The organism is Enterovibrio nigricans DSM 22720 (genome assembly GCF_900167155.1).
In the GTDB taxonomy this organism is placed as follows: Bacteria; Pseudomonadota; Gammaproteobacteria; order Enterobacterales; family Vibrionaceae; genus Enterovibrio; species Enterovibrio nigricans.
Map to the genome: position 1 here is coordinate 1 of NZ_FUXU01000006.1, position 23628 is coordinate 23628.

21 protein-coding genes, 5 tRNA genes and 1 pseudogene are annotated in these 23628 nt (G+C 45.7%); 6 read left to right on the forward strand and 21 right to left on the reverse strand.

The genetic code is table 11. The annotated features are described in order from the left end of the window. Positions 1-874: 874 nt before the first annotated feature. Together B5D35_RS03600 and B5D35_RS23980 are read left to right on the forward strand one after the other, a co-directional pair. Entirely contained in the window at positions 875-1201 is a 327-nt protein-coding gene (locus B5D35_RS03600; RefSeq protein WP_078751237.1) for a hypothetical protein, read from the forward strand. A 345-nt stretch (positions 1202-1546) separates the two neighbouring features. Next, entirely contained in the window at positions 1547-1957 is a 411-nt protein-coding gene (locus tag B5D35_RS23980; RefSeq protein ID WP_139367719.1) for a hypothetical protein, read from the forward strand. A 109-nt stretch (positions 1958-2066) separates the two neighbouring features. Here B5D35_RS23980 and B5D35_RS03605 read toward each other — a convergent pair whose 3' ends face one another. The 13 genes and pseudogenes from B5D35_RS03605 to B5D35_RS03670 form a co-directional block, all read right to left on the reverse strand. After that, a complete protein-coding gene (locus tag B5D35_RS03605; protein ID WP_078751238.1) occupies positions 2067-2306 on the reverse strand; it encodes an SEL1-like repeat protein in 240 nt (79 codons plus the stop codon). 60 nt (positions 2307-2366) lie between these two features. After that, positions 2367-2876 (reverse strand): annotated as a pseudogene (sodC, locus tag B5D35_RS03610) (superoxide dismutase [Cu-Zn] SodC). Between the two features lie 34 nt (positions 2877-2910). Continuing rightward, positions 2911-3375 (reverse strand): ankyrin repeat domain-containing protein, encoded by a 465-nt coding sequence (locus tag B5D35_RS03615; protein WP_078751239.1) that lies wholly within the window; start codon positions 3373-3375, stop codon positions 2911-2913. A gap of 99 nt (positions 3376-3474) precedes the next feature. Beyond that, on the reverse strand, positions 3475-4989 hold the full coding sequence (gene katE1 / locus B5D35_RS03620) for a catalase KatE1 (RefSeq protein WP_078751240.1): 1515 nt from the start codon (positions 4987-4989) through the stop codon (positions 3475-3477). 687 nt (positions 4990-5676) lie between these two features. Continuing rightward, positions 5677-5763, reverse strand: a tRNA-Leu gene (locus B5D35_RS03630). An 83-nt stretch (positions 5764-5846) separates the two neighbouring features. Then, positions 5847-5922: transfer RNA gene (locus B5D35_RS03635), tRNA-Gly, on the reverse strand. Between the two features lie 32 nt (positions 5923-5954). Further along, positions 5955-6031: transfer RNA gene (locus B5D35_RS03640), tRNA-Met, on the reverse strand. A 42-nt stretch (positions 6032-6073) separates the two neighbouring features. Beyond that, positions 6074-6149 (reverse strand) — tRNA-Gly (locus tag B5D35_RS03645). A 3-nt stretch (positions 6150-6152) separates the two neighbouring features. Next, positions 6153-6226, reverse strand: a tRNA-Cys gene (locus tag B5D35_RS03650). Positions 6227-6494: 268 nt separating this feature from the next. Then, a complete protein-coding gene (fabV, locus tag B5D35_RS03655; protein WP_078751242.1) occupies positions 6495-7697 on the reverse strand; it encodes an enoyl-ACP reductase FabV in 1203 nt (400 codons plus the stop codon). 162 nt (positions 7698-7859) lie between these two features. Continuing rightward, positions 7860-10154, reverse strand: a complete 2295-nt coding sequence (locus B5D35_RS03660; RefSeq protein ID WP_078751243.1) for an acyl-CoA dehydrogenase — start codon at positions 10152-10154, stop codon at positions 7860-7862. A gap of 50 nt (positions 10155-10204) precedes the next feature. Beyond that, entirely contained in the window at positions 10205-10882 is a 678-nt protein-coding gene (psrA, locus tag B5D35_RS03665) for a TetR family transcriptional repressor PsrA (protein WP_078751339.1), read from the reverse strand. A gap of 534 nt (positions 10883-11416) precedes the next feature. Beyond that, positions 11417-12259, reverse strand: a complete 843-nt coding sequence (locus tag B5D35_RS03670; protein ID WP_078751244.1) for an SDR family oxidoreductase — start codon at positions 12257-12259, stop codon at positions 11417-11419. Positions 12260-12573: 314 nt separating this feature from the next. Here B5D35_RS03670 and B5D35_RS03675 point away from each other — a divergent pair, with 314 nt between their 5' ends. Both B5D35_RS03675 and pyk read left to right on the forward strand, forming a co-directional pair. Then, entirely contained in the window at positions 12574-13428 is an 855-nt protein-coding gene (locus tag B5D35_RS03675; protein WP_067414617.1) for a MurR/RpiR family transcriptional regulator, read from the forward strand. 168 nt (positions 13429-13596) lie between these two features. Continuing rightward, a complete protein-coding gene (pyk, locus tag B5D35_RS03680; RefSeq protein WP_078751245.1) occupies positions 13597-15042 on the forward strand; it encodes a pyruvate kinase in 1446 nt (481 codons plus the stop codon). A gap of 80 nt (positions 15043-15122) precedes the next feature. On the opposite strand, the gene B5D35_RS03685 is transcribed toward pyk, so the two are convergent. Both B5D35_RS03685 and rimJ read right to left on the reverse strand, forming a co-directional pair. Then, on the reverse strand, positions 15123-15725 hold the full coding sequence (locus B5D35_RS03685) for an HD domain-containing protein (protein WP_078751246.1): 603 nt from the start codon (positions 15723-15725) through the stop codon (positions 15123-15125). After that, entirely contained in the window at positions 15718-16305 is a 588-nt protein-coding gene (rimJ, locus tag B5D35_RS03690; RefSeq protein ID WP_078751247.1) for a ribosomal protein S5-alanine N-acetyltransferase, read from the reverse strand. The genes B5D35_RS03685 and rimJ overlap by 8 nt, the downstream gene beginning before the upstream one ends. Before the next feature lie 34 nt (positions 16306-16339). Here rimJ and B5D35_RS03695 point away from each other — a divergent pair, with 34 nt between their 5' ends. After that, on the forward strand, positions 16340-16810 hold the full coding sequence (locus B5D35_RS03695; RefSeq protein ID WP_078751248.1) for a methylated-DNA--[protein]-cysteine S-methyltransferase: 471 nt from the start codon (positions 16340-16342) through the stop codon (positions 16808-16810). A gap of 15 nt (positions 16811-16825) precedes the next feature. Here B5D35_RS03695 and tyrR read toward each other — a convergent pair whose 3' ends face one another. The 6 genes from tyrR to pspA all read right to left on the reverse strand — a co-directional run bounded on the left by tyrR (position 16826) and on the right by pspA (position 22424). Further along, on the reverse strand, positions 16826-18364 hold the full coding sequence (gene tyrR, locus B5D35_RS03700; protein ID WP_078751249.1) for a transcriptional regulator TyrR: 1539 nt from the start codon (positions 18362-18364) through the stop codon (positions 16826-16828). A gap of 266 nt (positions 18365-18630) precedes the next feature. Beyond that, the gene (locus B5D35_RS03705) at positions 18631-19647 is read right to left on the reverse strand and encodes a YcjF family protein (RefSeq protein WP_078751250.1); all 1017 of its coding nucleotides are present in this window, start codon (positions 19645-19647) and stop codon (positions 18631-18633) included. Between the two features lie 9 nt (positions 19648-19656). Continuing rightward, positions 19657-21051: a YcjX family GTP-binding protein gene (locus tag B5D35_RS03710; RefSeq protein WP_078751251.1), complete on the reverse strand. Its 1395-nt coding sequence runs from the start codon at positions 21049-21051 to the stop codon at positions 19657-19659. Positions 21052-21119: 68 nt separating this feature from the next. Further along, complete coding sequence (gene pspC / locus B5D35_RS03715; protein ID WP_078751252.1) at positions 21120-21506, reverse strand: envelope stress response membrane protein PspC; 387 nt, start codon at positions 21504-21506, stop codon at positions 21120-21122. Next, positions 21503-21733, reverse strand: a complete 231-nt coding sequence (gene pspB / locus B5D35_RS03720) for an envelope stress response membrane protein PspB (RefSeq protein ID WP_078751253.1) — start codon at positions 21731-21733, stop codon at positions 21503-21505. Before pspB ends, pspC begins: the two co-directional genes overlap by 4 nt. A 25-nt stretch (positions 21734-21758) precedes the next feature. Further along, entirely contained in the window at positions 21759-22424 is a 666-nt protein-coding gene (pspA, locus tag B5D35_RS03725; protein WP_078751254.1) for a phage shock protein PspA, read from the reverse strand. Between the two features lie 192 nt (positions 22425-22616). Between pspA and pspF the strand changes: the two genes are divergently transcribed. Continuing rightward, positions 22617-23618 (forward strand): phage shock protein operon transcriptional activator, encoded by a 1002-nt coding sequence (gene pspF, locus B5D35_RS03730; protein WP_078751255.1) that lies wholly within the window; start codon positions 22617-22619, stop codon positions 23616-23618. Positions 23619-23628: the final 10 nt, after the last annotated feature.

Here is a 23628-nt window from a genome sequence, read left to right on the forward strand (position 1 = left end):
GCCTGAAACTCAGTATATTGCTTAAGAACCGAACAACTTTAGGCTGCCATGTCTTCCAACCGAATTAAGCAACAAAGCCATTTCACAATGTACTCTTACTGTCTTTTTAATTAAACTAAAGTGCACTATAAAAAGAGTCAAAGTATGTTGGCCTTTTAATGTTTATGAAATGTAAGAAATGAGTAAAAATGGGGAACTAGTGGTCAGGCAGTCGGAAACCTGACACTTTTTGGGCGATTAAGGCGAGGTAGTACACCATTCACTGCCGATTCTGAGCCTACTATGTTGTTGCGATTTAATCAGTACACGTATTTTCACCACATAGAAATTATCAACGTACACAACGCGATACACAGTGATAGTGTGGTGTAGCATCATCACCAATAAGAAAGGCGGGGGATTTCGTATTGTTTCTGGCTATCAATAGGATTCAACATGCCGTAAACAGAACGTCATTTCACATTCAGTGAAGCAGTATGAGACCACTTCGATAAGACCATGAAACGCACCAATTTATGATTTCCAAAAAAGCGTCCGCCCCTATTTTCTCAGCTCCATATGGTGACCAAACATAGAATGACAGAGACCCTGTATGGCTGCCACATAAATTATAGATTTCCTTTCTTATTGAGAAGCCATATAATGTAAATCTCCAAATATGGATCTTTATTTTTAACAAGGAAAAGAAATTTAATTTAAATATTTCATTCAGGATAATAATATCTATCTTCTTGATCTTTTATAGCTCTTTTTCATTATCTAGCGTCATTGGTTCAACCCATATGTTTTCAGAGCGGCATGAAAAAGAAACTCTTTTCCATGCCAAATCAATAATTCTTCAAAAAACGCGAGCAAGGTAGAAGATGAATATGCTTTGTATCTACTCGAAAGAATAAAAACAAGTAATTTAAGAGGTGACGTTTCCACTTTCAAGGCTCTCACACTGATCAAGATTGGGGAAAAAGATGCAGATGAAAAAATATTAAAATTATTAAACGAGGGAATGGAACACAAAAACCCACTATCCTTCGCGATGCTGTATAACATTTACAATGAAGGATTAATGAGCATTGAAAAGTCATCTAAAAAAGCAAATAAAATAAGGGACGCGTATATTTTCGATTACAATTTAGGAATATTTCCAGCTGGTTTCGAAAAAGTAATAATTTTAATAGATAAGATATTTCACAACTGGGAATAAACAATCGATACTAGCCTTAACTTATTTTAGAAATTGACATGAATTGAATTATTTTTATCTCATGTTTAATATTTCAGTCATTCACTTTCAAAGGTCCAGGCAATCCAGAATCAATATAGTTGCAAGGTTTTAGTATGCAATAACATACACCTTTATCGATGCAGTACATTCCTCAACATTGGCAGCATTCAGCCATATATGGCAGTTCAATGGACTCTTTCTCCCTTTAGATCTTTTTCAAAAAACCGAAAACTCACAGGAACATCTAATAGGAGTAAAACAATGGTCGAAAAGGAAATTAGCAGTCAGTCAGAATAATGTACTAAGCAAACGAGGTTTCTAAACATGAATGGCTTAAGTAGATTAAACTACACAGTCTTAGCTGCTATTTTATTAGTAGCATTTACTTTCTGGTATGCTTTCTTGCCATATAGCAAAATGCCGTTGACCAAGATAAAAATATCCGAACCAGAGCCTTATTGCACCTCTAAGATTAAAAATGGACGTTGGACATCCACTTTTTTCTTAGTAAGTGACGAAGGTGTTTATTACACTATTAGTCATTTGGATAATGGATTTTGCGAGAAAATAAAATCTATTACATACGAAAACCAAGTGGCTTCTATAGAATTTTCGAGCAACCAAAAAGGAGAAAGAAAAGTTATAAGTAAACTTTCTGTCAAATGCAACGTATTATATGAATATAAAAATTCATTGGACAATCTTTGTGATTACTTACCCTTGAGAAACTGTTAAATTTTCAGTTATCCGTCTGGTTGCAGCCAGACGGACAATGGATGCAGTACGCAAAAAAAAGGGCCTGAAAGCATAAGCCTTCAGGCCGTAATATGGCGTATAAATCATTTTAATTTATATACTGACAATCTTGGAACGAAGAGTCTTTGCATTCAAGCACCAATGCCTTAGCTTCCTCAATTTCACTGTCACTTAGTAGTTTTTCCATCTGCGCAATCATTTCCTTGCTTTCTGGTTCTTCAGACGATAAATACGCCCACATATAGGCTAATTTATTATCTTTTTTGACCCCGAAGCCGTCTTCATAAATATTTGCAAGATGGCGCATCGCGGTTGAATAACCTTGCATGGCAGAAAGCTGAGTACTCCAAGGCAGTTGAAGTACTTTTTACACCGATTAATATAGAGCTTACTTAATCACGCCACACGATTCGAGCACCACCACCTCCAAGTTTCTCCGGATGATCAGAATGGTTGTCCCCCCCCATATGAATCATCAAAGCACGTCCTTTCACATCATCGAATTTGACTCGTGGCGCCAATACTGGCTGTGTGGCTCTGCCCAGTGAATTAACATAAAGTGTAGGCAAATCACCAAGATGATTATCGTCAGTCCACGGGAAGCCATGTTTACCCGTTTTCGCTGGGTCATAATGCCCACCCGCAGCCCCTCCTAGTATGGTATTTCCACCTTTGGTAATACTGTCGCATGAGCCATTTTTGTGCAAATGGAAGCCATGCATACCAGTAGGTAACCCTGTAGTGTTGGCGTAAAAACGGTGCCGTAATCACTAGAATGAATCATCACCGTTCCGGCTGACTGCCCTGAGCTAAGATCAATCATTTCCACACTCACTGCTTCTGCAAAAACAGATGAAGAAAAAAGAGCGAGTGCAGTAATACATAGTTTTTTGTTCATATTGTGACTTCCTTTCGTTGTTAGAACACTACACCTAGTAAGCAAGCGATTTCAGCACATTAGATTGTCCATAGATTTCAGCAAATTCTTTCAGATTAAGTCCGCCTTTATTACGCAGCTCAGGGGAACAACCTGCTTGATATAGGTCTTTCGCAATACCAATTTCACGTTTGATAAGTGCCCCCATTAAAGCAGTATTACCTCGCTTATCTTGCAAACAAGCATTCGCACCGGAGTCGAGAAGTAAACGGACAGCTTCTCTATTTCCTTGATAGGCAGCTACCATTAGAGCGGTGTAACTTTGGTTGTTGCGTTGGTCTATAGGGAAGCCTTGAGAAACGAATGTATCAAGCACTTCAGTATTTCCCATCCGTGCGGCATCAAAAAACAGTCCAACCAAAGATTGATATTCCTCTTCCAGTCGATCATCAGCAGCCAATACGCCGTGCGAAAAGATCAAAGAGAAAATGATGGAACAGAGCAAAAACACAGTTTTCATTCGCTCACCCTCACTTACATATTGGAGAATGACCCACGGGAGCGCTGATTTCCGGGCAGAAAAGAGCAGATAAATCTCCCGCAGGTCAAAACTTGAGATTTACATCTTCGCTTTGTTTTTGGCTTGCGTAAGATTGGTATCTGTAGCCTCAGCTAGGCGTGAACCGTACTCCTTATCTGCACGATAGAAATAGCTCACCATGGTTTCCTTAACGCCTTTGTCCATCACCTTATTAAGGTCACCTGCTAAGTTAGCAATCAAATCGCTTTGGTCTTGCTCGTTCATGCTGCGGTACAACACACCCGCTTGGTAGAAGTTGCGAGGATTGCTGATTGCTTTTTGTTGAACTGTGCCCACAAGCTTGGTTTCAACCGCTTTAAATTGCGTATCTTCTGCCAGCGCCAGTTTACGGCTTGGTTCGTAGTTCACGTCGCCATTGGCTTGTTTCGCGTTGTTGCTCAGTCCATCTTGGTTATGGTTGTTCACTGATGCTAAAGGGCGGTTTACTGGCAGTTGGAACAAGTTCACACCCAAGCGGTACAGCTGCGTATCTGCATATGCGAACAAACGACCTTGTAGCAATCGATCTTCCGATGGCTCGATACCAGGAATCAAATTCGAAGGCGCAAATGCCGACTGTTCAGTGTCTAAAAAGAAATTTTCAGGTAGGTGGTTCAACGTCATAGTACCGATTTTTTGATCCGGTACATTCAGCCATACTTTGGTTGCATCCAGCCCATTGTAATCCAGTTTGCTCAAGGCTTCTGGCGTTAGCACCTTCACGTAAAGGTCCCACTTAGGGTAGTTACCACGCCCAATTTCTTTGTAGAGATCGTTGGTTAGATGGTTGAAATCCTTGCCCTGCATCGCCGTTACTTCATCGGGGCGAAAGCTTTTAATACCTTGAAGGCTCTTCCACTGGAACTTCACATAGTTCACATCACCTTGCTTATTGACCCACTTATAAGCATGAACGCCAAATCCATCCATCGTGCGATAGCTCGCTGGCGTGCCTAGGTTACTGTAAACCCAAGTGAGCATGTTGGTTGCACTAGGCTCATGACTGAAGAAATCAAAGAATCTATTTGGATCTTGAACGTTGGTTACTGGAGACGGTTTCAGAGAATGCACCATATCCGGAAACTTAATCGAATCACGGATGAAGAACACCGGTAGGTTATTCCCTACAAGATCCCAGTTACCCTGTTCAGTATAAAATTTAGTGGCGAAACCACGAGGATCGCGAAGTGTTTCTGGTGATCCTTTTGAGTGAATAACGGTTGAGAATCGAACGAAAACAGGTGTTACCTTTCCTTTATTAGTAAAAGGAGCTGAAACCGTTAAGTCACTAAAATCACCAGATGCAACAAATTCACCAGAAGCACCAGTACCACGAGCATGCACAACACGCTCAGGAATACGCTCTCTAGCAAAACGTTGCAATTTTTGGATAAGGTGAACGTCTTGCAGCAACACACTGCCGTTTTCACCCGCTGTGATTGAATTCTGGTTGTCACCGACAGGTGAACCATTGTCACTTGTCAGGGGTTGCGCCTGTAGAGATATGCTGGCTAAGCCAACTGTAATTAATAAAAAGCTTTTTGACATCCGCATGGTTGCTCTCCATTGCATGCTACCCATTTGACTTATCGAGTGGTCTATGGATATTCAAAAGCTCTTTTCTGCCCATGAAGAATATACCCTTAACGATACATTTTACTTAATGGAATATATCTATGGATTCAATAGGTAGAAACGATGACAAAATTTAACAGGGTAAATAGATGCAAGTATATTTCCCTTCCCCTCCAGAAAAACTTACTTTCGCTCCGTGAGGGTCAAATATTGGAAGACGGAATTTTCATCCAGCAGGGAAAAACGGGGGAAGAAGCAAATCAAGCTATGGAGTGCCGAGCTTAAGGACGCTGTAAAGGAATGTGATAATGCCTATGGAGTAAACAGCCTGTATGTCATTCATCAGACAACGGGCTCTTCTTTTTCACGCGATGGGTTTAACTCTCGTTGGAAAAAGGCGCGGGAACGGGCAAGAAAAGAAACGGGCCTCCCCCTCGATTTCACCTTTCATGATTTGAAGGCAAAAGGGATATCCGATTACAACGGAAGTACGAGGGAGAAACAGATTTTTTCCGGTCACAAGACCGAAAGACAGGTGGCAACTTACGACAAAAAAGTGGAACAAGTACCCTTACTCAATCGCCAGAACATTACCAATTGATATTACCAAATATTACCCAAATAAAAACGGCTCACAAGCAGATGCTTGTAAGCCGTTGTTATAGATGGTGCCCCGGGCCGGACTTGAACCGGCACAACGCGAACGTCGAGGGATTTTAAATCCCTTGTGTCTACCAATTTCACCACCAGGGCACGCAATTCTTTATTGCGATGATTGACACCATCGTCGCATGTATTTCTACATACTTACCTTCATAGATATAAAGGTCAAAATTTGGAGCGACACACGAGGTTCGAACTCGTGACCTCAACCTTGGCAAGGTTGCGCTCTACCAGCTGAGCTAGTGTCGCATATTACCCGGCATAAGCCGAATAATTAAATGTGGTTGCGGGAGCCGGATTTGAACCGACGACCTTCGGGTTATGAGCCCGACGAGCTACCAAGCTGCTCCACCCCGCGTCCGTGTTTCAATGTTCAAAGCACACTGAGAGCTTATATGTTTGGAGCGACACACGAGGTTCGAACTCGTGACCTCAACCTTGGCAAGGTTGCGCTCTACCAGCTGAGCTAGTGTCGCAAATGGAGGCGCGTCCCGGAGTCGAACCGAGGTCCACGGATTTGCAATCCGCTGCATAGCCACTCTGCCAACGCGCCATTCCACAACCACCTTCAGAAGTTGCCTTCCTCGTTGGTATGGGTGGCATTTTACATAAGTTTTTCGGGCTGTCACGTACAAATTTAGGGGTTTTGGTTCGTTTGCTTCTTATTCAACCAAATATGATAAATATCAGCCACATTGATCATATTTTTAGCAATTTTTACTGGAAATTTTCAGTTCCGTTTATCTATTTAGTTTTCCCGGTATGCACCAAATAGAATAAAGGCCAGCATATTCGCTGACCTTTTCATTCAACATACTGATTTAGATAGCTTGAACGTCGAAATCTATTTCTGTGTTCACGTCCGCATCGTAGTCAACACCTTCAATACCAAAGCCAAACAGCTTCAAGAACTCTTCTTTATACTCAACGTAGTCAGTCAGTTCTTTCAGGTTCTCAGAAGTGATTTGAGGCCACAGATCACGGCAATGCTGCTGAATGTCTTCACGCAATTCCCAATCATCCAGACGAAGGCGGTTTTTGTCATCTACTTCTGCAGGAGTACCGTCTGCTTTATACAGACGCTGGCTAAGCATACGGTAGATTTGTTCCATACAGCCTTCATGCAGGCCCTCTTCACGCATCTTCTTAAATACCATCGCAATATAAAGAGGCATAACAGGGATTGCAGACGATGCTTGGGTCACCACACTTTTCAGTACTGCAACATTGGCACTACCGCCGGTTGCAGACAGTTTCTCGTCCAGTGCTGACGCTGCGCGGTCCAAGTCCATCTTCGCACGGCCTAGCGCGCCGTCCCAGTAGATTGGCCACGTCAATTCAGTACCGATGTAGCTGTATGCCACTGTCTTACAGCCATCAGCCAGAACGCCCGCATCAGACAGAGCCTGAATCCACAGTTCCCAGTCTTCACCACCCATAACCGTGACTGTGTCTTTGATTTCTTCTGCCGTTGCTGGCTCTACGCTGGTTTCGATGATTTCATCTTTGTTGGTATCAACCGCCGTTGAACGGTAAGTCTCGCCGATTGGCTTCAATGATGAACGAACCACTTCACCTGTTTTTGGCAGTTTACGTACTGGTGACGCCAGAGAGTAAACCACCATGTCGATTTGACCCAAATCTTCTTTGATCAGCTCAATTGTTTTTTTCTTCGCTTCATCAGAGAAAGCATCGCCGTTTAGGCTTTTGGAATACAGGCCTTCTTCTTTTGCAAACTTGTCGAATGCTGCAGAGTTGTACCAACCCGCTGTACCCGGCTTTTTCTCTGTGCCAGGTTTTTCGAAAAACACACCGATGGTCGCTGCACCGCCGCCAAACGCTGCTGCAATGCGCGAAGATAGACCGTAGCCACTTGATGAACCAACAACCAGTACACGCTTAGGTGCATTTGCGATTGGACCTTGTGCTTTGGTGTACTCGATTTGCTCTTTTACGTTAGCTTCGCATCCTTTTGGATGTGTCGTCGTACAGATAAATCCGCGAATTTTCGGTTTGATGATCATATTCAACCTTCCTTACAAAGTTGCGCCTAGGATAAATACTTCATCTTGTTTTCGCACTTTTTTTTGTTGTAAAAGCCCTGATTCAAGCAGTGGTTGGAGGTGTTGACGAAAAAAAACGCCGCGATTGCGGCGTTTTTGAGAGCTAGGTTTATTTGCTGTCGGTTACGCCGCTTTGCCTTTTTTACCTGAGTTACGGGTTGATGACTTGGCTGGCGCAAACCAAGAAGGGTCAAAATTATCTACCTGAATGGCTTTAGACCGAAGCGCATCAGCTTCTGTGATCTGCTCAAACTCCGCCTGCGAGATAACCTTTTCTTCGAGAGCTTTTTCAAGTTTTTCCTTAAGAGGAACTTTCGCAGGGATTTGCCCATTTTTTGCAGCTACCGCTAGTTTTTTCTCTAACGGTCTAATGGCTTGCATCGCTTCAAATGCCCTTTCCATAATGGCAACCGGATCGGTTTCTTTGCCGCCAACATAGCAAAGGTGCGTCAATCTCGTGCGGTGTGCTCCTGGTGTCATCATCAAAGTGGCAATCTCATTGGCCAATTCATCGGAGGGGGCTTTAAAGTGCATGCCCAGCGGGAAGGTAATCGCACGCAAGGTGGTACCAACCCCTCTGCGAGGGAAATTGTTGAATGCACCATAAAATGCCTCTGCACACTTATTCAAACAGTGTTGAAGGGAGTAATGAACAAAGGGTAAATCCGCTTGTTGACGCCCATCATCTTCATAGCGTTTTAATACCGCCGAGGCGAGATAAAGATGACTCAATACATCTCCTAATCGGGCAGACAGCATTTCTCTACGCTTTAATTCCCCGCCCAACATCAACATAGACACGTCAGCTGTAACAGCCAAAGCACGGCTCATTCGCGCAAGCTGTTTGTAATACTTTGCTGTTTCGCCCGAAACTGGCGAACGGTTAAATGACGAACGCGAAAACGCGTTGGTCAGGGACATCAGAACGTTCTTAGATGCAAAGCCGATATGCTTCATCAGCAAAGCATCAAACGATTCAGCTCCCTTCGCCTCATCAGTTTCTGCGGCCGCTTCCATTTCTTTCAGTACGTAAGGGTGACAACGCGTTGCACCTTGACCAAATATCATCAGGTTTCGCGTAAGAATGTTTGCACCTTCTACGGTGATCGCCACGGGCATACCAAAGTAATGGTTGCCGATATAGTTCAATGGACCAAGTTGGATCGCACGGCCTGCATGTATATCCATCGCATCGTTAAGTATGGTGCGTGCTAATTCTGTCATGTGATATTTAGCAATCGCGGTGACAATCCCGGGTTTTTCGTTCATATCGAGGGAGGTTGTCGTCAAGGTACGGGCGGCTTCAAGCATATAGGTGTATCCGCCGATACGCCCCATCGCTTCTGCCACACCTTCAAATTTGCCGATGTTCATACCAAACTGCTTGCGCACATATGCGTAAGCACCTGTCGTTTTCGATGCAAGATGACCGACAGCCGTACCTAACGCGGGGAGCGAGATGCCCCGCCCTGCAGAAAGGCATTCCACCAGCATACGCCAACCTTTACCCACATAGTCTTGACCACCAATGACCCATTCCATCGGAATAAAGACATTTTCGCCGCGAGTAGGGCCATTCATGAACGACAGCCCTAACGGGTTATGGCGCTCTCCAATTTCAACGCCTTCATGATCGGCAGGGATTAACGCACAGGTAATGCCAAGCTGTTCATTGTCGCCAAGTAGGCCGTCCGGATCATGCAGTTTAAATGCGAGCCCCAATACTGTTGCAACGGGTGCAAGCGTGATATAGCGCTTGTTCCACGTCAGGCGAATACCTAACACTTCTTTGCCGTCGTGCTCACCCATGCACACAAAGCCCTTATCAGGAATTGACCCTGCATCAGAGCCCGATTCCGGTCCTGTCAATGCAAAGCAAGGAACTTCATCACCATTGGCAAGACGGGGCAACCAGTAGTTCTTTTGGTCATCGGTACCATAATGGGTAAGGAGCTCTCCTGGGCCTAAGGAGTTTGGCACCATCACGGTAACAGCAGCGCTCAGGCTACGTGTCGCAATACTGGTGACAATGGTGGAGTTAGCGTAAGCAGAAAATGCTAATCCACCGAATTCTTTCGGGATAATAAGCGAGAAAAATTTTTCTTTTTTCAAGAACTCCCACACTTCCGCGGGCAAGTCTTTTCGCTGTTGAACGATGTCAAAATCATCAAGCATATCGAGTAAGGTTTGCAGTTGATTGTCGATAAACGCCTGTTCTTCATCTGACAGCCTGGGTTTAGGGTATTGCAGCAGCGTTTGCCAATTCGGATTTCCGCTGAACAGTTCCCCGTCCCACCACACACTGCCGGCTTCCATTGCTTCACGTTCTGTCACTGAAAGAGGGGGCAGCACCTTCTTAAAAAACTTAAACGCTGGATCGCTGAGATAACGTCTTCTTATTGATGGTTGAGAGCTCATGGTTCAGATCCTTTTTGTTTCGTTACTTGATTATTGTTGTTCTGTTTTTCTTAGCTCACGCTAAGAGAAGTGCCGCTACTAATGAGCGTTAGCTCTCCTGCAACGGGTGCATCTACGCCCGCGGCTAAATAAGGGATGAGTCGATCGACAATGTCCTCTATCAACACCGTATGACCAAAATCATTTTCTGCAATTTCGCTTAAAGCCACATTGGAGGCCATGGTGAAAATGACAGCACCAAGCGTGAAGTGAAGGCGCCAAAACACGTTTTCTGGCTTCAATGAAGGATTGGCTTTAACGACCGCTTGAGTGAACGCGGTTAAAACCGTGTCATAGCGCGTGGTAATAAACCAACGTAGATGCCCTTGAACATCCGTGTATCCTCGTCCAATAAGCTGCATGAATGTGGATGCTCCATGTCGGCGAAAGGTATCCAGATCCAACAGTGGTCGTTTTGTACACGCAAAAACATCCATCATGGTGATGTCATCTTTCACAAGCAGCCGCTGAAGTTCTTGCTCCAATTGAGGCATGAATTTTTCCAGATACCGTGCCAGTACCGCTCTCACTAAAGATTTCTTGTCGCCAAAGTGATAGTTCACTGAGGCCAAATTTACATTCGCCTTACTGGTGATCGTTCTCAAAGAGGTGTCTTTAAACCCATGCTCAGCAAAAAGCTGTTCTGCTGCATCAAGGATTTTTGCTTTCGTCTCGCCTTTCCCAGCCATTTTCATTCACCCGTATTAAACACCTGTTTAACTTTACATCTCGTTAGCATTAATAACAACCCGAAAACAATCACACTTTTAACAACTTTTCTTTTGAGAAATACAACAAGGTCTAAGGTACCGATATCAAAGGATTTTATTTAGAAAGGGAGACGAGACTGACTCACTATTGAGAAATATATCCGTCTGTTTGGGAACAAAGCTAAAAAAGTCAGGTCTTAATTTATGCCACTGCTTTTTCTTAGAAGAATGTCTTCTTAGAGCCCACATCATCGATTTGAGTGTGGGCTTTTTTTCGTCAGAATGATCGGTGACCACTGATTTAAAAGGGGTAAATGTAGGCTTTAAAGTTTTTTTGAATTTTTTTTGAACTAATTTCTGAACAGTGTATCTGAGTATATATAGATAGCGAATAAGTGCCTTTTAATGTATAGCTGGCCGCCTCACATGATTTCTGACTTATCGCTAACACTGCTGCTTTTTCTTACTCCTGCTCAAAAAGTTTTGTTGCCCGCTCTCTGTAGCGGGCTTTTTTTATTTCTTTTTCAACGCAGGTAATGGCATATCAAAAGGTGACGCATAGCTAAGTGTCAAAGACAGTGCCTGTAATGTTTTGCTCGCATCAATACACTTACCAGCCCCTTCTCCTTTCGTAAACGTCGGAGGTTCAAGACCCATTTCTTTGGCTGCCCATCGATAAAATGACGAACGCGTAGGATGCTCGCCAGCGCTTAAATGGTAAATTCCACCCTTTGCGTTTTGCGCGATTAACGCCTTAATGGTATTCACGCAGTCGACCTTATGAATGAGGTTTACAGGGTCATCGCCATTCGGCACATCGTGGCGACCAGCCAGATAACGTGCAGGGTGCCTTGCCTCTCCCACCAAACCAGAAAGTCGTAAAACGACACCACGTTCTGCAAACTGCTCACTCAGGTACTTTTCTATCTCAACGTGAGCAATCCCTGATGCAGTATCAGGCGCACAGGGTGTATTTTCCCAGATGATGCCTTTGGCTGCCCCATATACGGACGTCGTACTAATAAAAATAAGTTGCTCTACGCCGCCACGTTTTGCTTCATCGATTAACGCTTTCATGGCAAGTACAAACTCGCTGCTCTCCAGCTTTCCCCTGCCCGGTGGGATATTTAATACCAATGTGTCGCTGCCAAAGACTGTGGCTTTATCCTGGTAGCTTTCCGTATCATTGAGATCAAACTGAACACCTTGAATTCCACGTTGATTTAGCCTTTTAGCATCTGTTGCCGATCGTTTTGTGCCAACAACCTTGTACCCGTCAGACACAAGCTGATCGGCCAACGTCATACCAAGCCATCCACACCCACAAACCGTGATTGTTTTTATAGGTTTCGACATCGAAAGTTCCTTGTAATCCAATTTCAGTTCCAACAAAAATCCATCATCAACGTGCCACAAAATTGCACTTTGAATTAATTCGACTGAAAAAAAAATCCGAACCTGTGTAATAAAGCAACTAAAAGCGTGAATGAATACAAACTTTTCAAAGCTAGTTGTTGGTTAAAATGTCATTAATCGATTCCAGCCGTTAGACTCAAGCATAACATTGTCGAACCTCAATTTATTTCGCCCGAGCACCTCAGTGACGTATATCTCGCTAGCGTAAGAGGCAGTTCTGACCAGTAGATAGCGGAAGCAAAGCGGTAATCTAAATGAACACCCTAGAAAAAATACAAAAAAATATTGAAAACTTCAGTAAGTCTGAACGTAAGGTAGCAGAGGTTATTATTGCTTCACCGCAAACTGCTATCCATTCGAGCATCGCGACGCTAGCAAAAATGGCTGACGTCAGTGAGCCTACGGTTAACCGATTCTGTCGACGCCTCGACACGAAAGGCTTCCCTGACTTTAAATTGCACCTTGCACAAAGCCTTGCAAATGGTACGCCTTATGTTAATCGTAATGTCGAAGAGCATGACAGTGCCGATGCATATACGTCTAAGATCTTCGAATCGACCATGGCGTGCCTGGACGTGGCGAAAAATAGCATTGACCCACACCAAATCAACCGCGCGGTCGATTTGCTGACACAAGCGAAGAAAATTTCTTTCTTCGGATTGGGGGCTTCCGCTTCTGTCGCGTACGATGCGCAAAATAAATTCTTTCGTTTCAATATTCCTATTGTTTGCTTCAACGATATCGTTATGCAGCGCATGAGCTGTATAAACTGCACCGATGGCGATGTTGTCGTGGTGATTTCACATACTGGGCGCACCAAGTCTCTGGTCGATGTAGCGATGTTAGCGAAAGAGAACGGCGCTACTGTCATTGGTATTACGGAGAAAGGCTCCCCTCTCGACAAGGTGTGTTCACTGACCATTACGTTAGACGTACCGGAAGACACTGACATCTATATGCCAATGGCAAGTCGTGTGGTTCAAATGACGGTGATCGACGTTCTTGCCACTGGCTTCACGCTACGACGTGGGCCTGGTTTCAGAGAAAACCTCAAACGGGTAAAAGAGGCGATTAAAGACTCGCGGTTTAACAAAGAGTCGTTGACTTAACCAATTGAAGGGCAGTGTGATACTGCCCTTTTTAATTATCTCGCACGCACTCAACTACACTTTCTTTAGAAGACAGATTGTCACCATAACCAAACAACCTGAAGGTGCCCGAATAAAGAGGACTACTGTCACTCAATTCGAGGTTACATTCTGACTCTGGAGAATTGAATGACTGTACCCATGCGTCGTACCAAAATCGTCACAACCCTTGGTCCAGCCACTGATAAAGATGACATCCTTGAACAAATAATCATGGCCGGTGCCAATGTTGTCAGAATGAACTTCTCACATGGCTCAGCACAAGACCATATAGATCGCGCCAACAAAGTGCGCACGATTGCGGCGAAGCTAGGCCAACATGTTGGTATTTTGGGCGACCTGCAAGGCCCTAAAATCCGCGTATCTACATTTGCGGATAACAAGGTGCAGTTGGCGGTAGGTGACCGATTTGTTTTAGACAGTGATTTGCCCGCGGGAAAAGGAGACAAAGAGCGCGTCGGCCTAGACTATAAAGACCTTCCCAAAGACGTAGTTCCTGGAGATGTTTTGCTTCTGGATGACGGACGTGTTCAGCTGAAAGTGGTGTCAGTCAAAGGGGCATGTGTACATACTGATGTGACCGTTGGAGGCCCACTTTCTAACAACAAAGGCATTAACAAGAAAGGCGGCGGCCTCTCCGCGACAGCCCTCACAGACAAAGACAAACAAGACATCCTCACCGCAGCCGCCATCAAAGTGGATTACCTTGCCATTTCATTCCCGCGTAATGGCGACGATATGCGCTACGCCCGTTCTTTAGCAAAAGATGCGGGGCTGAACACACGTATGATTGCGAAGGTTGAACGCGCTGAGACGGTGGCCACGGATGAAAGCATCGATGACATTATTGAAGCTTCTGATGGTGTCATGGTTGCTCGCGGCGATTTAGGCGTTGAAATTGGTGACCCCGAACTGGTTGGCGTTCAGAAAAAACTCATCCGCCGAGCTCGGGCTCTTAATCGTTGCGTAATCACAGCAACACAAATGATGGAGTCCATGATTCACGCCCCAATGCCAACGCGTGCAGAAGTCATGGATGTCGCAAACGCTGTACTCGACGGCACAGATGCCGTCATGCTCTCCGCTGAAACGGCCGCTGGAGACTACCCGCTTGAAACCGTGAAAGCCATGGCCGAAGTGTGCATCGGTGCAGAAAAAATGCCATCGATTAACGTTTCCAATCACCGACTAAATAAAGAGTTTGATCTGATAGAAGAGACGGTTGCAATGGCCACCATGTATGCCGCAAACCACATGTCTAAAGTGAAAGCCATGGTATCTTTGACCGAATCAGGGAAAACGGCCTTGATGATGTCACGTATCAGTTCGGGAAAACCTATCTTCGCAATGTCGCGGCACGAATCTACCTTATCTCGCGCCGCCCTTTACCGGGGTGTCACGCCCGTATTTTTCGAAAGCGATACTGGAGCAGGGCCAGAAGTGGCGCATAAAGCCATTCAGTTGCTTAAAGAACAAGGGCTTTTAGAGCCATGGGATGTGGTGATATTCACGCAAGGCGATGTTTCCGGCTACGTCGGCACCACCAATACTATGCGCATGATCACCGTGACCTAATCACCGAACTCTGACATAAAAAATGCCCCGAAATCGCGGGGCATTTTTCTCTCGGTGAAAAGCATAGCTCAGTATAGGGTTCAGACTTTCAGCCAGCCTTTGTCTGCTGCTTCTGAGAGCATCTCTGTCACTTTATCCCAAAGAATTTCAGAGCCTTTTTCTATCTTGCGGTTTACCGTTAGAGCTTGGTCAAGACTCACACCATGTTCTTTCCAACTTTGGCCGTCACTATGGTAGTTCAATAACATCGGGAGCATTCTATCTAACGCTTTGCCAAATCGTTCTTCAGGTGACTCTCCGGCTTCAAACTCCAACCACAAGGCAAGCAATGCTTCTCCTTGATCATGAGGGAGCATGCCAAAGATTCGTTTCGCCGCTTTTAACTCTTTCTCTTCTTGCAGCTTCGCTGCCTCTAGATCATAAACAAAGGTATCGCCCGCATCGATTTCTACTACATCGTGCAGCAACAGCATTTTCACCACCTTTGCTACATCGACGGGTTCATTGGCATATTCTTCCAGCAGCAATGCCATGAGAGCGACTTGCCAGCTATGCTCTGCCGAATTCTCGCGTCTAGCACCATCACTTTGGACACGGGTACGCCGTAAAATGGCTTTTAATTTGTCGACTTCCACCAGCAAAGCCAATTGTTTCTCAAGACGTAAAGGATCGAAATTATTCATTGATAGATGCTACCCAGTTTGTATTGATCAACGAGGTCAGAATGTGATCCTCCCACTTACCATTAATCAGTAAGTAGTCTTTTGCTTCGCCCTCTTTCAAGAACCCCACAGATTGGAGAACCGCTGCACTGCGCGTGTTTCGAGGCATATAGGACGCAACGATACGGTGCATATTCAAGTTATCGAACATCCACTGGTTCGTCATTTTAAGCGCACGACGCATTACCCCTTTGCCTTGTGCATGTTCAGCGAGCGAATAGCCAACCGTGCAGGCATGAAAAGGGTACTGCATCACATTGCTATAGGTGATAACCCCCTGAATGTCCTCGTTACCTGACTCAAAAATCAGAAAGTAATACGACAATCCATGGCGTTGTAATTCCGTCAATTGAATAACCCTTCGTTCCCAGCCTTCAAAGGTAAAAAATCCGTCCGGCCGCAATGGCTCCCAAGGCATGAGATAGGCACGATTAGATTGAAAGTAGCGTACTACCTTTGCGACGTCCCCCTTTTGAATTGCCCTAATTACAAGATTATCAACGCTCAAGTTCGGGAAAGGGTTTATAATTTCGACTGACAACTTGCCTCCTGTCTATACAATATGTGTCGTCATTATGTACTACGATAGCTTTGAATCACCGTTGGGGAAAATCCATTTACTGTCCGACGAGGCCGGACTCAGGCATCTCACGTTATGCCTCCACCACCCTTTCGAGCCCAGTAGAGAATGGAAACACGCCCCAAAACAACTCGCCCCGTATAAAACGCAACTACTCGAATTTTTAGCCGGAAAACGCTTCGAATTTACCGTTCCGCTGGCTCCCGATGGTACCGAATTCCAACATCAAGTATGGCGTGCATTACGCGCAATCCCTTATGGCGAAACACGTACTTATGCCCAAATTGCGAATGAGATCGGGAACCCTCACGCCTGTCGAGCAGTGGGTATGGCCAATAATGTGAATCCTCTTCCTCTGATTGTTCCCTGCCACCGCGTCATTGGAAGTGATGGACAATTAACGGGCTACCGTTATGGGCTAACAATCAAAAAAAAGCTTCTCGAAATTGAAAAAAATAGCGGCTAAATGGCCGCTATTTTTCTATTTCTTTCCGATGCTATATTCCCGCAATTTGTTTGCAATCGCGGTATGAGATACATCGAGACGTTTAGCCAGCTTACGTGTTGAAGGATAGCTGCGATAGAGATTCGACAGAATGCCGGACTCATAACGCTTCATGATCTCATCCAACGAGCCGTCCATTGACTCTTCGGTTAAAAATGCCGTTTGCTCTGTTTCAGGCAACTGAATGTCTTCTTTGGTCAGGCAACCGTCTTCTATCTGTGTCATTGCACGGAATAGAACATTTCGCAGCTGGCGCACATTGCCCGGCCACGAGTATTGCGTAAGAAAATCAGAAACACCCTGCTGCATCATAGGCCTTTCCTGACCGAGCTCAGCCGAGAATTGATTTAAGAACAATTCTGTCAGTGGCTGCACATCAGAAGGACGCTCGCGAAGTGGCGGCACTGTCAGCGAAAGAACGTTCAGTCGATAATACAAGTCTTCACGGAACTGACCTGCTGCAACTCGCTCAGAAAGGTTTTTTTGCGTTGAACAGATAACACGCACATCGACTTTAATTTCATGTTCTTCTCCAACGCGACGGAAAGCACCATCACGCATGAATCGAAGCAATTTAATCTGAAGGTGCGGGCTCATCTCACCGACTTCATACAAAAAGACGGTTCCGCCATCGGCTTGCTCTAGCTGACCTTTTTTGCCCTCACGACCTTCGGTCGGCGCACAGCCAAATAGCTCCGTTTCTGCCGCATCATCTGGCATAGAGACACAGTTAACCAAGAGGAACGGCATTTCTGCACGGTGTGAGCGTTGATGGCACGCTTTGGCCAACATTTCTTTGCCCGTCCCCGTCTCGCCTTGAATCAGTAATGGTGCATCAAGAAGGGCAAATTTTTTCGCTTGATTGACCAGCGAGCGAAATTTGCTGGATTGACCCACTAAATGGTCAAAGCCATGCTCCCCAGGGGTCCGGTAAAGCTTGGTTGGCAATTGACTCATAGCCACTTGCTTTAGCTGAATTACCGCACTTGCCAACACATTTTTGTTTTCGCTGTCAGTGATGTACACAGGCATCACTTCCATCAGGTAATCGATACCTGCGATTACAATTTGACGGCAAATCTGACTTGCGTTATCACGCTCTAACCAGTGGCTAAAGTTGAACTCAGGGAAAATAACATTGGTAGACTCCCCGATAAGTCCCTCTTCGTCGTTGCCCATCAAGCGAAGCGCGGCCTTGTTTGCCAAATCAACTTTGCCATTCAGGCTGACCGATAATACGGGATCAGAGAGGGTTTCAAGCAGTGCACGAAGCTCACGATGCTCACGCTCTGCGGGTAGGAATTGAATTTTTCTAACGTCGGTAACACCGCTTATTAGACGAATTTCTGACATTAGTTGACGGAATTCTTCAAATTCGACTTCTGGACAGTTGAGGTAAATGATACCTACTTGATCAATCTCGATGCCGCGCAAGTCTATGTTGCGGCGTGCAAGAATATCGAGAAGCTCACGGGTTAGTCCAAGTCGATCTTCACAAAAGACCTGTAATCTCACGGTGATGTCCTGCTAACAAAACAGATAACGCTTGCGTACAACGCCATCCGATGTGGTGGATGAGATAGGGTTGTTCAATCCAGCTGACACCCGCCTTCCATTGCGTAAAAAACAGCCAATAAAAGTGTCAGGAATTGTTGACAGTAAACGGAGTGTGCGCCTGAACATCAACGTAGTCAAGTGCTAGCGAGCAAAACGTGAGAATGCAGCAATGAAGAAAAACAGCAGCCTAAGCTGCTGTTTTCAAGTTTGTCATTTCTTTCAGTTTATTTGTTACCGCCTGACGTGAGTCTTCCAAGCAGTTGCTTGCGCATATCAGACAGTTTTGGCGCAGACGTTCCCACATAAGGCAACGGTCGCATTAAGGCCATGGCTTTATAGCCCAAACGTGCGGTCAGCAAGCCGACACCCAGCCCCTGCGCAGCACGTGCCGAAAGCCGCCCAGCAAGGTCGACAGATAACAAATCAGCACCGATATCAGTGAGGGCTTCACTCGCTCCCGCAAAGGCCATATTGGCGAGCACCAGCTTTAATAAACGAATGCGAGACCAGTAGCCGAGCTTGACGCCATATAACGTTGAAATCTGCTCCAACAAGCGAAAGTTTCGCCACGCCACCAGCAACATATCCGCGACGGCTAACGGGCTCAGTGCCACCATCACCGCAGCTTCTGAAGCATATTTGGTCACCATTTTTCTCGCGAGTACATCTTGCTCTTTCACCACCATTTGGTCGTAAAGTTCAAACACTTCTTTGTCGTTGTGCGTTGCTGCGAGTGATGACTGCCATCGGTCGTAGCCTGCCGTCAGTTCGCCTTTGCCTTGCTTAGACAACTTCTCACAAACGGTTTTTGCTTTACCAATGCCATCGGCATCAATAATCGCTTGGATCTGTTGGCGATCATCTTGACGGCCTTTCAGCCTTCTCAATGCAAAGTATTCTCTTCCAAGTGCAGATACACCCAGCGCTGCTAGCCCGGCAACGAAGCCGCTCCAACCAACGGAAAGCCAGTCCCCGCTTTGTACTGCTGTGACCACCGAATCAACGGTTTGCCACAGCACCAGACCCAAGCCAGAAAAGGCCAACGCTCGGATCCCCCAGCGTGACTTTTTCGGTACCAATGTCTTTTCTAGGCTTTGTTCTTGTTCTGTTTCTTCTTCAACTGGCGCAAGATCGAACTTCACTTTTTCGGCATCAAAGTGGCGTTGTGCCGTGAGCTCAGGTCCATCAGTCTCAGTTTTTTCTGTGTCTTCAAACACAATGGATTTTTTAAATTCACTCATCTTTTCGCCTTATCTCAGCTTATCGCCCAACAGGTATTGCAGTGACTTGTCGACACGAATGTGCGGCAGTGGCTCATCCACATCACTGGCCATCGGGCGGAATTGACGAAATTCAAATTGATTGTTTTGCCAAAACTCATCGTTTGGCAGCCTTGCAGGTACATCGCCAGGGTACAGGAGGATTGGGTCGCCTGACTCCAAGGTTCCGCGCAGTGCTGCTATCGTCTCCCCGCGATGATTGACCATGCCAGGCTCCGTCGCTTGAATCGACGCCAGACTGATGCATTCCATATCAATCCCTTCAAACGCGGCGGTTTGCCACGCTTCGTGAATCAGCTGTTGAAGCAAGGAGACGAGATTTGAGTGCTGATCAGGCGTGACATGATCAGCCTTAGTGGCGGCAAACAATATCTTATCAATGCGTGGTGAGAAGAGTCGACGCAACAGACCACTCTTTCCATAGCGAAAACTTTGCATCAGTTGCTCTAACGCAAGGCGCATGTCGTTGAATGATTCTGGCCCCGCATTCAGAGGTTGTAGCGTATCCACCAGCACAATCTGACGGTCGACTTTAGAAAAGTGCTCTTTGTAGAACCCTTTTACGATGTGATTGCAGTAATACGCATAACGCTGCTTCAGCATCGCGAAGTTGCTGTTTGGTGGTGCGGCAGCCAACTGACTGTCACCGTATTTTTCCGTCGCAAGAGGGAAAAACTGTAACACGGGTGCCCCGCTGTATTCACCCGGTAAAACAAACCGTCCCGGCTGTACCCAATGCAAACCCGCTTCGTCTTTGCAGGCGTGAAGATAATTCGTGTAAAGCGCAGAAAGGTCAGCGATCTGTTTTTCATCGGCCTCGGCTAAAGGATCAAAGTTATCCAGTGCAGACAGCCACGCTTCAGAAAGATCTTTGCGACGGCCAACCAAAAGACCACTTTGTTTTCGCGACCACTCTTCAAAGCTCATCGACAGCAACGGCAAATCCAGCAACCATTCCCCCGGATAATCAACGATATCAAGATACAGTGTCGCGGTATCTTGAAGTAGCTTCATTGGGCCACTGTCTGGCTGATAACGAATTGCCAAACGAATTTCGCTCACATCGCGGGTCGGCGACGGCCAACGCGGTGGCAGAGAGCGAATCGATTGGATACCGAGATCGTAATCGAAGGCAGGGATGTGAAGTTGGCTTTGTTGAACGCGTCTTGCGCCGCGCAAACGCCCTTCTCTTGCCGGTTCGAACAGCGGCATACGCGGATTGGTGCCACTGTGGAGTAATTGGTTGATGAGGGATGTAATAAATGCCGTTTTACCGGCGCGAGAAAGGCCCGTCACGGCAAGGCGAACATGACGATCTAAACCGCGGCTCACCCATTTATTCATGTGACTTTTTAAGGACTTCATTGACAGCAGCGCTCCTCAAAACGAAATACCCCCGGCGATATAACCGGGGGAGAGAACCAAGCTAAAAATTAAAGCTGCTTGAACTGACGGTTCAGGTCAAATTCTTTGGAGGTAACATACGCTTCCATTTTGGCGACGTCACCTTCCATTTCTTTGATTTCTTCATCAATACCAGCGAGCAAATCGCTAGCAGATTTACCTTGTTGCCAAGGTTTTTGTTTCACTTTGTGCTCACGGGACTGATTGTTTCGCTGCACTTCTTCTATTGGCATTTTTTCAAGTATCAACATGGCTGCTACGTATATAACAACCACCAAGAGAAAAAAGCCAACCAGTGCTGCAGCCACAGTAAAAATCCTTACTACCCAGATCTCTATGCCTAAGTAATCGGCGACTCCTGCACAAACGCCACCGATTTTCCCGTTTACAGGGTCACGATACAGCGTTTTATTCATTGTTTATGTCTCCAATTTGGTGCTTCTTCATCAAGAATACGTTCTAGCGATTCAATGCGAGACTGCAACACTTCCGCACGATCAGCCAGTGCTTGTAGCTGCTCAAATTCATCACTGCTCAATCCCTGCCCTACCTGTCGCTTACTGCGGTAATGGAGCCATAACCACAGGGGTGCCACAAAAACGAGGAACACAACCAGTGGAATTGATAGAAATGCCATCGACATGTGATCTCCTTACCTCTCTCTCAGATTATTCTTTGTCTTTCAGCGCGGCTTTCATCTTCGCCAGTTCTTTTTCAATTTCATCTTGCGCTTGCAGATCCGCAAATTCGTCTTCCAAGCGTTTACCTTTGCCGATGGTGTAGCTGTCAGCTTCTGCTTCCAGCTCATCAATGCGACGTTCATATTGTTCAAACTTCGCCATCGCTTCATCTGTGCGATTCGGATCTAATTGGCGACGAACATCACGACGTTTACCCGCAGCCTCACGACGAATCACCAATGCTTGCTGGCGAGCTCGCGTTTCAGCTAGTTTGGTTTCAAGCTCAGCGATCTCATGACCCAATTTTTCAATCGTTTCATCAACAAGGCTATATTCTTCTTTGAGTGTCAACAGAATATCGTGCACTTTTTGTTTTTCAATCAAAGCGGCACGCGCCAGATCTTCACGCGACTTTTGCAATGCTAACGTGGCTTTTTCCTGCCAGTCTGTCATTTGACGTTCAATATTATCAATTTTGCGTGCCAGTTCCTTTTTGTCTGCCAACGCACGCGCTGATGAAGTACGAACTTCAACCAGTGTATCTTCCATTTCCTGAATAATCAGGCGAACCATTTTCTGAGGATCTTCAGCTTTGTCCAACAGTGAATTAACGTTGGCATTAACGATGTCTGCGAAGCGAGAAAAAATACCCATGGTGAGACTCCTTTTACAAAATGCGCGCTGTGCGCTTACGAGTTAATGTCGAGTGTATTGCATTCATGATGTTCCTATATCAAAGTGCATGCCAACTTTTATATTCCATAATAATCATAAACTTAAGAAAACTTGTGTTTTATAACCTAACAAGCGTATGATTAAATAAACTAACAAGTGGTAAATTTAACCATGCAAAAGCCTGACAATTTAATTGGCGAGTCCGATCACTTCCTTTCCGTGTTAGATCATGTGTCGCGCATCGCACCGCTGAATAGACCTGTGTTGATCATCGGAGAGCGTGGTACAGGTAAAGAGTTAATTGCCAAGCGTTTGCATTATTTATCAAAACGCTGGGATGGCCCGTTAGTGAGCTTAAACTGCGCGGCGCTCAGTGAGGGACTGATTGACTCTGAGCTGTTTGGTCATGAAGCGGGGTCATTCAGTGGATCGAAAGGCCGGCACAAAGGCCGCTTTGAGCGGGCAGAAGGTGGCACACTTTTTTTGGATGAGCTCGCAACCTCGCCGCTTGGCGTGCAAGAAAAACTATTGCGGGTCATTGAATACGGTGAATACGAGCGTGTTGGCGGCAGCGATGCACTGAGTTCAGATGTGCGACTGATTTGCGCCACGAATGAGGATTTGCCTGCATTAGCCTCTAACGGGAATTTTCGCGCGGATCTGCTCGACAGATTGGCGTTCGATGTTATTCACCTCCCTCCTCTTCGCGAGCGTCATGGCGATATCCTGCTGCTCGCCGAATACTACGCAGTGAAAATGTGTCGTGAACTCGGGTACAGCTACTTCAGTGGTTTTTCGACAATTGCTCAGAAAACACTGTTGAGCTATCAATGGCCAGGAAATGTGCGTGAGCTAAAAAATGTCATAGAGCGCGCCATCTATCGTCACGGTGATGAACACAGTGAAGTCGATACTATTCACCTCGACCCGTTCAAAGCACCGTGGGCAGCCAGCGAAAGCCAAGCACCGGAAGCAACAGCCTCATTTTCGTTTCCAATGGACTTGCGCCAATGGCAAACACAGCAGGAAAAAGAGATTGTTGAATCAGCCATGACACAAGCCAAGTTTAATCAAAGACGTGCCGCAGAGCTTCTGGGCTTAAGCTACCATCAAATAAGAGGCTTGCTCAGAAAATATAACTTGGTGGGCGAGGATGTTCAGGACACTGTATAGATTCGCACTC

What these genes read in the sequence shown, in the direction of transcription:
- B5D35_RS23980 (WP_139367719.1), top strand. Translation starts at nt 1,547, where the DNA reads ATGAATGGCTTAAGTAGATTAAACTACACAGTCTTAGCTGCTATTTTA.
- B5D35_RS03605 (WP_078751238.1), bottom strand. Translation starts at nt 2,306, where the DNA reads ATGCAAGGTTATTCAACCGCGATGCGCCATCTTGCAAATATTTATGAA.
- B5D35_RS03615 (WP_078751239.1), bottom strand. Translation starts at nt 3,375, where the DNA reads ATGAAAACTGTGTTTTTGCTCTGTTCCATCATTTTCTCTTTGATCTTT.
- katE1 (WP_078751240.1), bottom strand. Translation starts at nt 4,989, where the DNA reads ATGCGGATGTCAAAAAGCTTTTTATTAATTACAGTTGGCTTAGCCAGC.
- fabV (WP_078751242.1), bottom strand. Translation starts at nt 7,697, where the DNA reads ATGATCATCAAACCGAAAATTCGCGGATTTATCTGTACGACGACACAT.
- B5D35_RS03660 (WP_078751243.1), bottom strand. Translation starts at nt 10,154, where the DNA reads ATGAGCTCTCAACCATCAATAAGAAGACGTTATCTCAGCGATCCAGCG.
- psrA (WP_078751339.1), bottom strand. Translation starts at nt 10,882, where the DNA reads ATGGCTGGGAAAGGCGAGACGAAAGCAAAAATCCTTGATGCAGCAGAA.
- B5D35_RS03670 (WP_078751244.1), bottom strand. Translation starts at nt 12,259, where the DNA reads ATGTCGAAACCTATAAAAACAATCACGGTTTGTGGGTGTGGATGGCTT.
- B5D35_RS03675 (WP_067414617.1), top strand. Translation starts at nt 12,574, where the DNA reads ATGAACACCCTAGAAAAAATACAAAAAAATATTGAAAACTTCAGTAAG.
- pyk (WP_078751245.1), top strand. Translation starts at nt 13,597, where the DNA reads ATGACTGTACCCATGCGTCGTACCAAAATCGTCACAACCCTTGGTCCA.
- B5D35_RS03685 (WP_078751246.1), bottom strand. Translation starts at nt 15,725, where the DNA reads ATGAATAATTTCGATCCTTTACGTCTTGAGAAACAATTGGCTTTGCTG.
- B5D35_RS03695 (WP_078751248.1), top strand. Translation starts at nt 16,340, where the DNA reads ATGTACTACGATAGCTTTGAATCACCGTTGGGGAAAATCCATTTACTG.
- B5D35_RS03705 (WP_078751250.1), bottom strand. Translation starts at nt 19,647, where the DNA reads ATGAGTGAATTTAAAAAATCCATTGTGTTTGAAGACACAGAAAAAACT.
- B5D35_RS03710 (WP_078751251.1), bottom strand. Translation starts at nt 21,051, where the DNA reads ATGAAGTCCTTAAAAAGTCACATGAATAAATGGGTGAGCCGCGGTTTA.
- pspC (WP_078751252.1), bottom strand. Translation starts at nt 21,506, where the DNA reads ATGAATAAAACGCTGTATCGTGACCCTGTAAACGGGAAAATCGGTGGC.
- pspB (WP_078751253.1), bottom strand. Translation starts at nt 21,733, where the DNA reads ATGTCGATGGCATTTCTATCAATTCCACTGGTTGTGTTCCTCGTTTTT.
- pspA (WP_078751254.1), bottom strand. Translation starts at nt 22,424, where the DNA reads ATGGGTATTTTTTCTCGCTTCGCAGACATCGTTAATGCCAACGTTAAT.
- pspF (WP_078751255.1), top strand. Translation starts at nt 22,617, where the DNA reads ATGCAAAAGCCTGACAATTTAATTGGCGAGTCCGATCACTTCCTTTCC.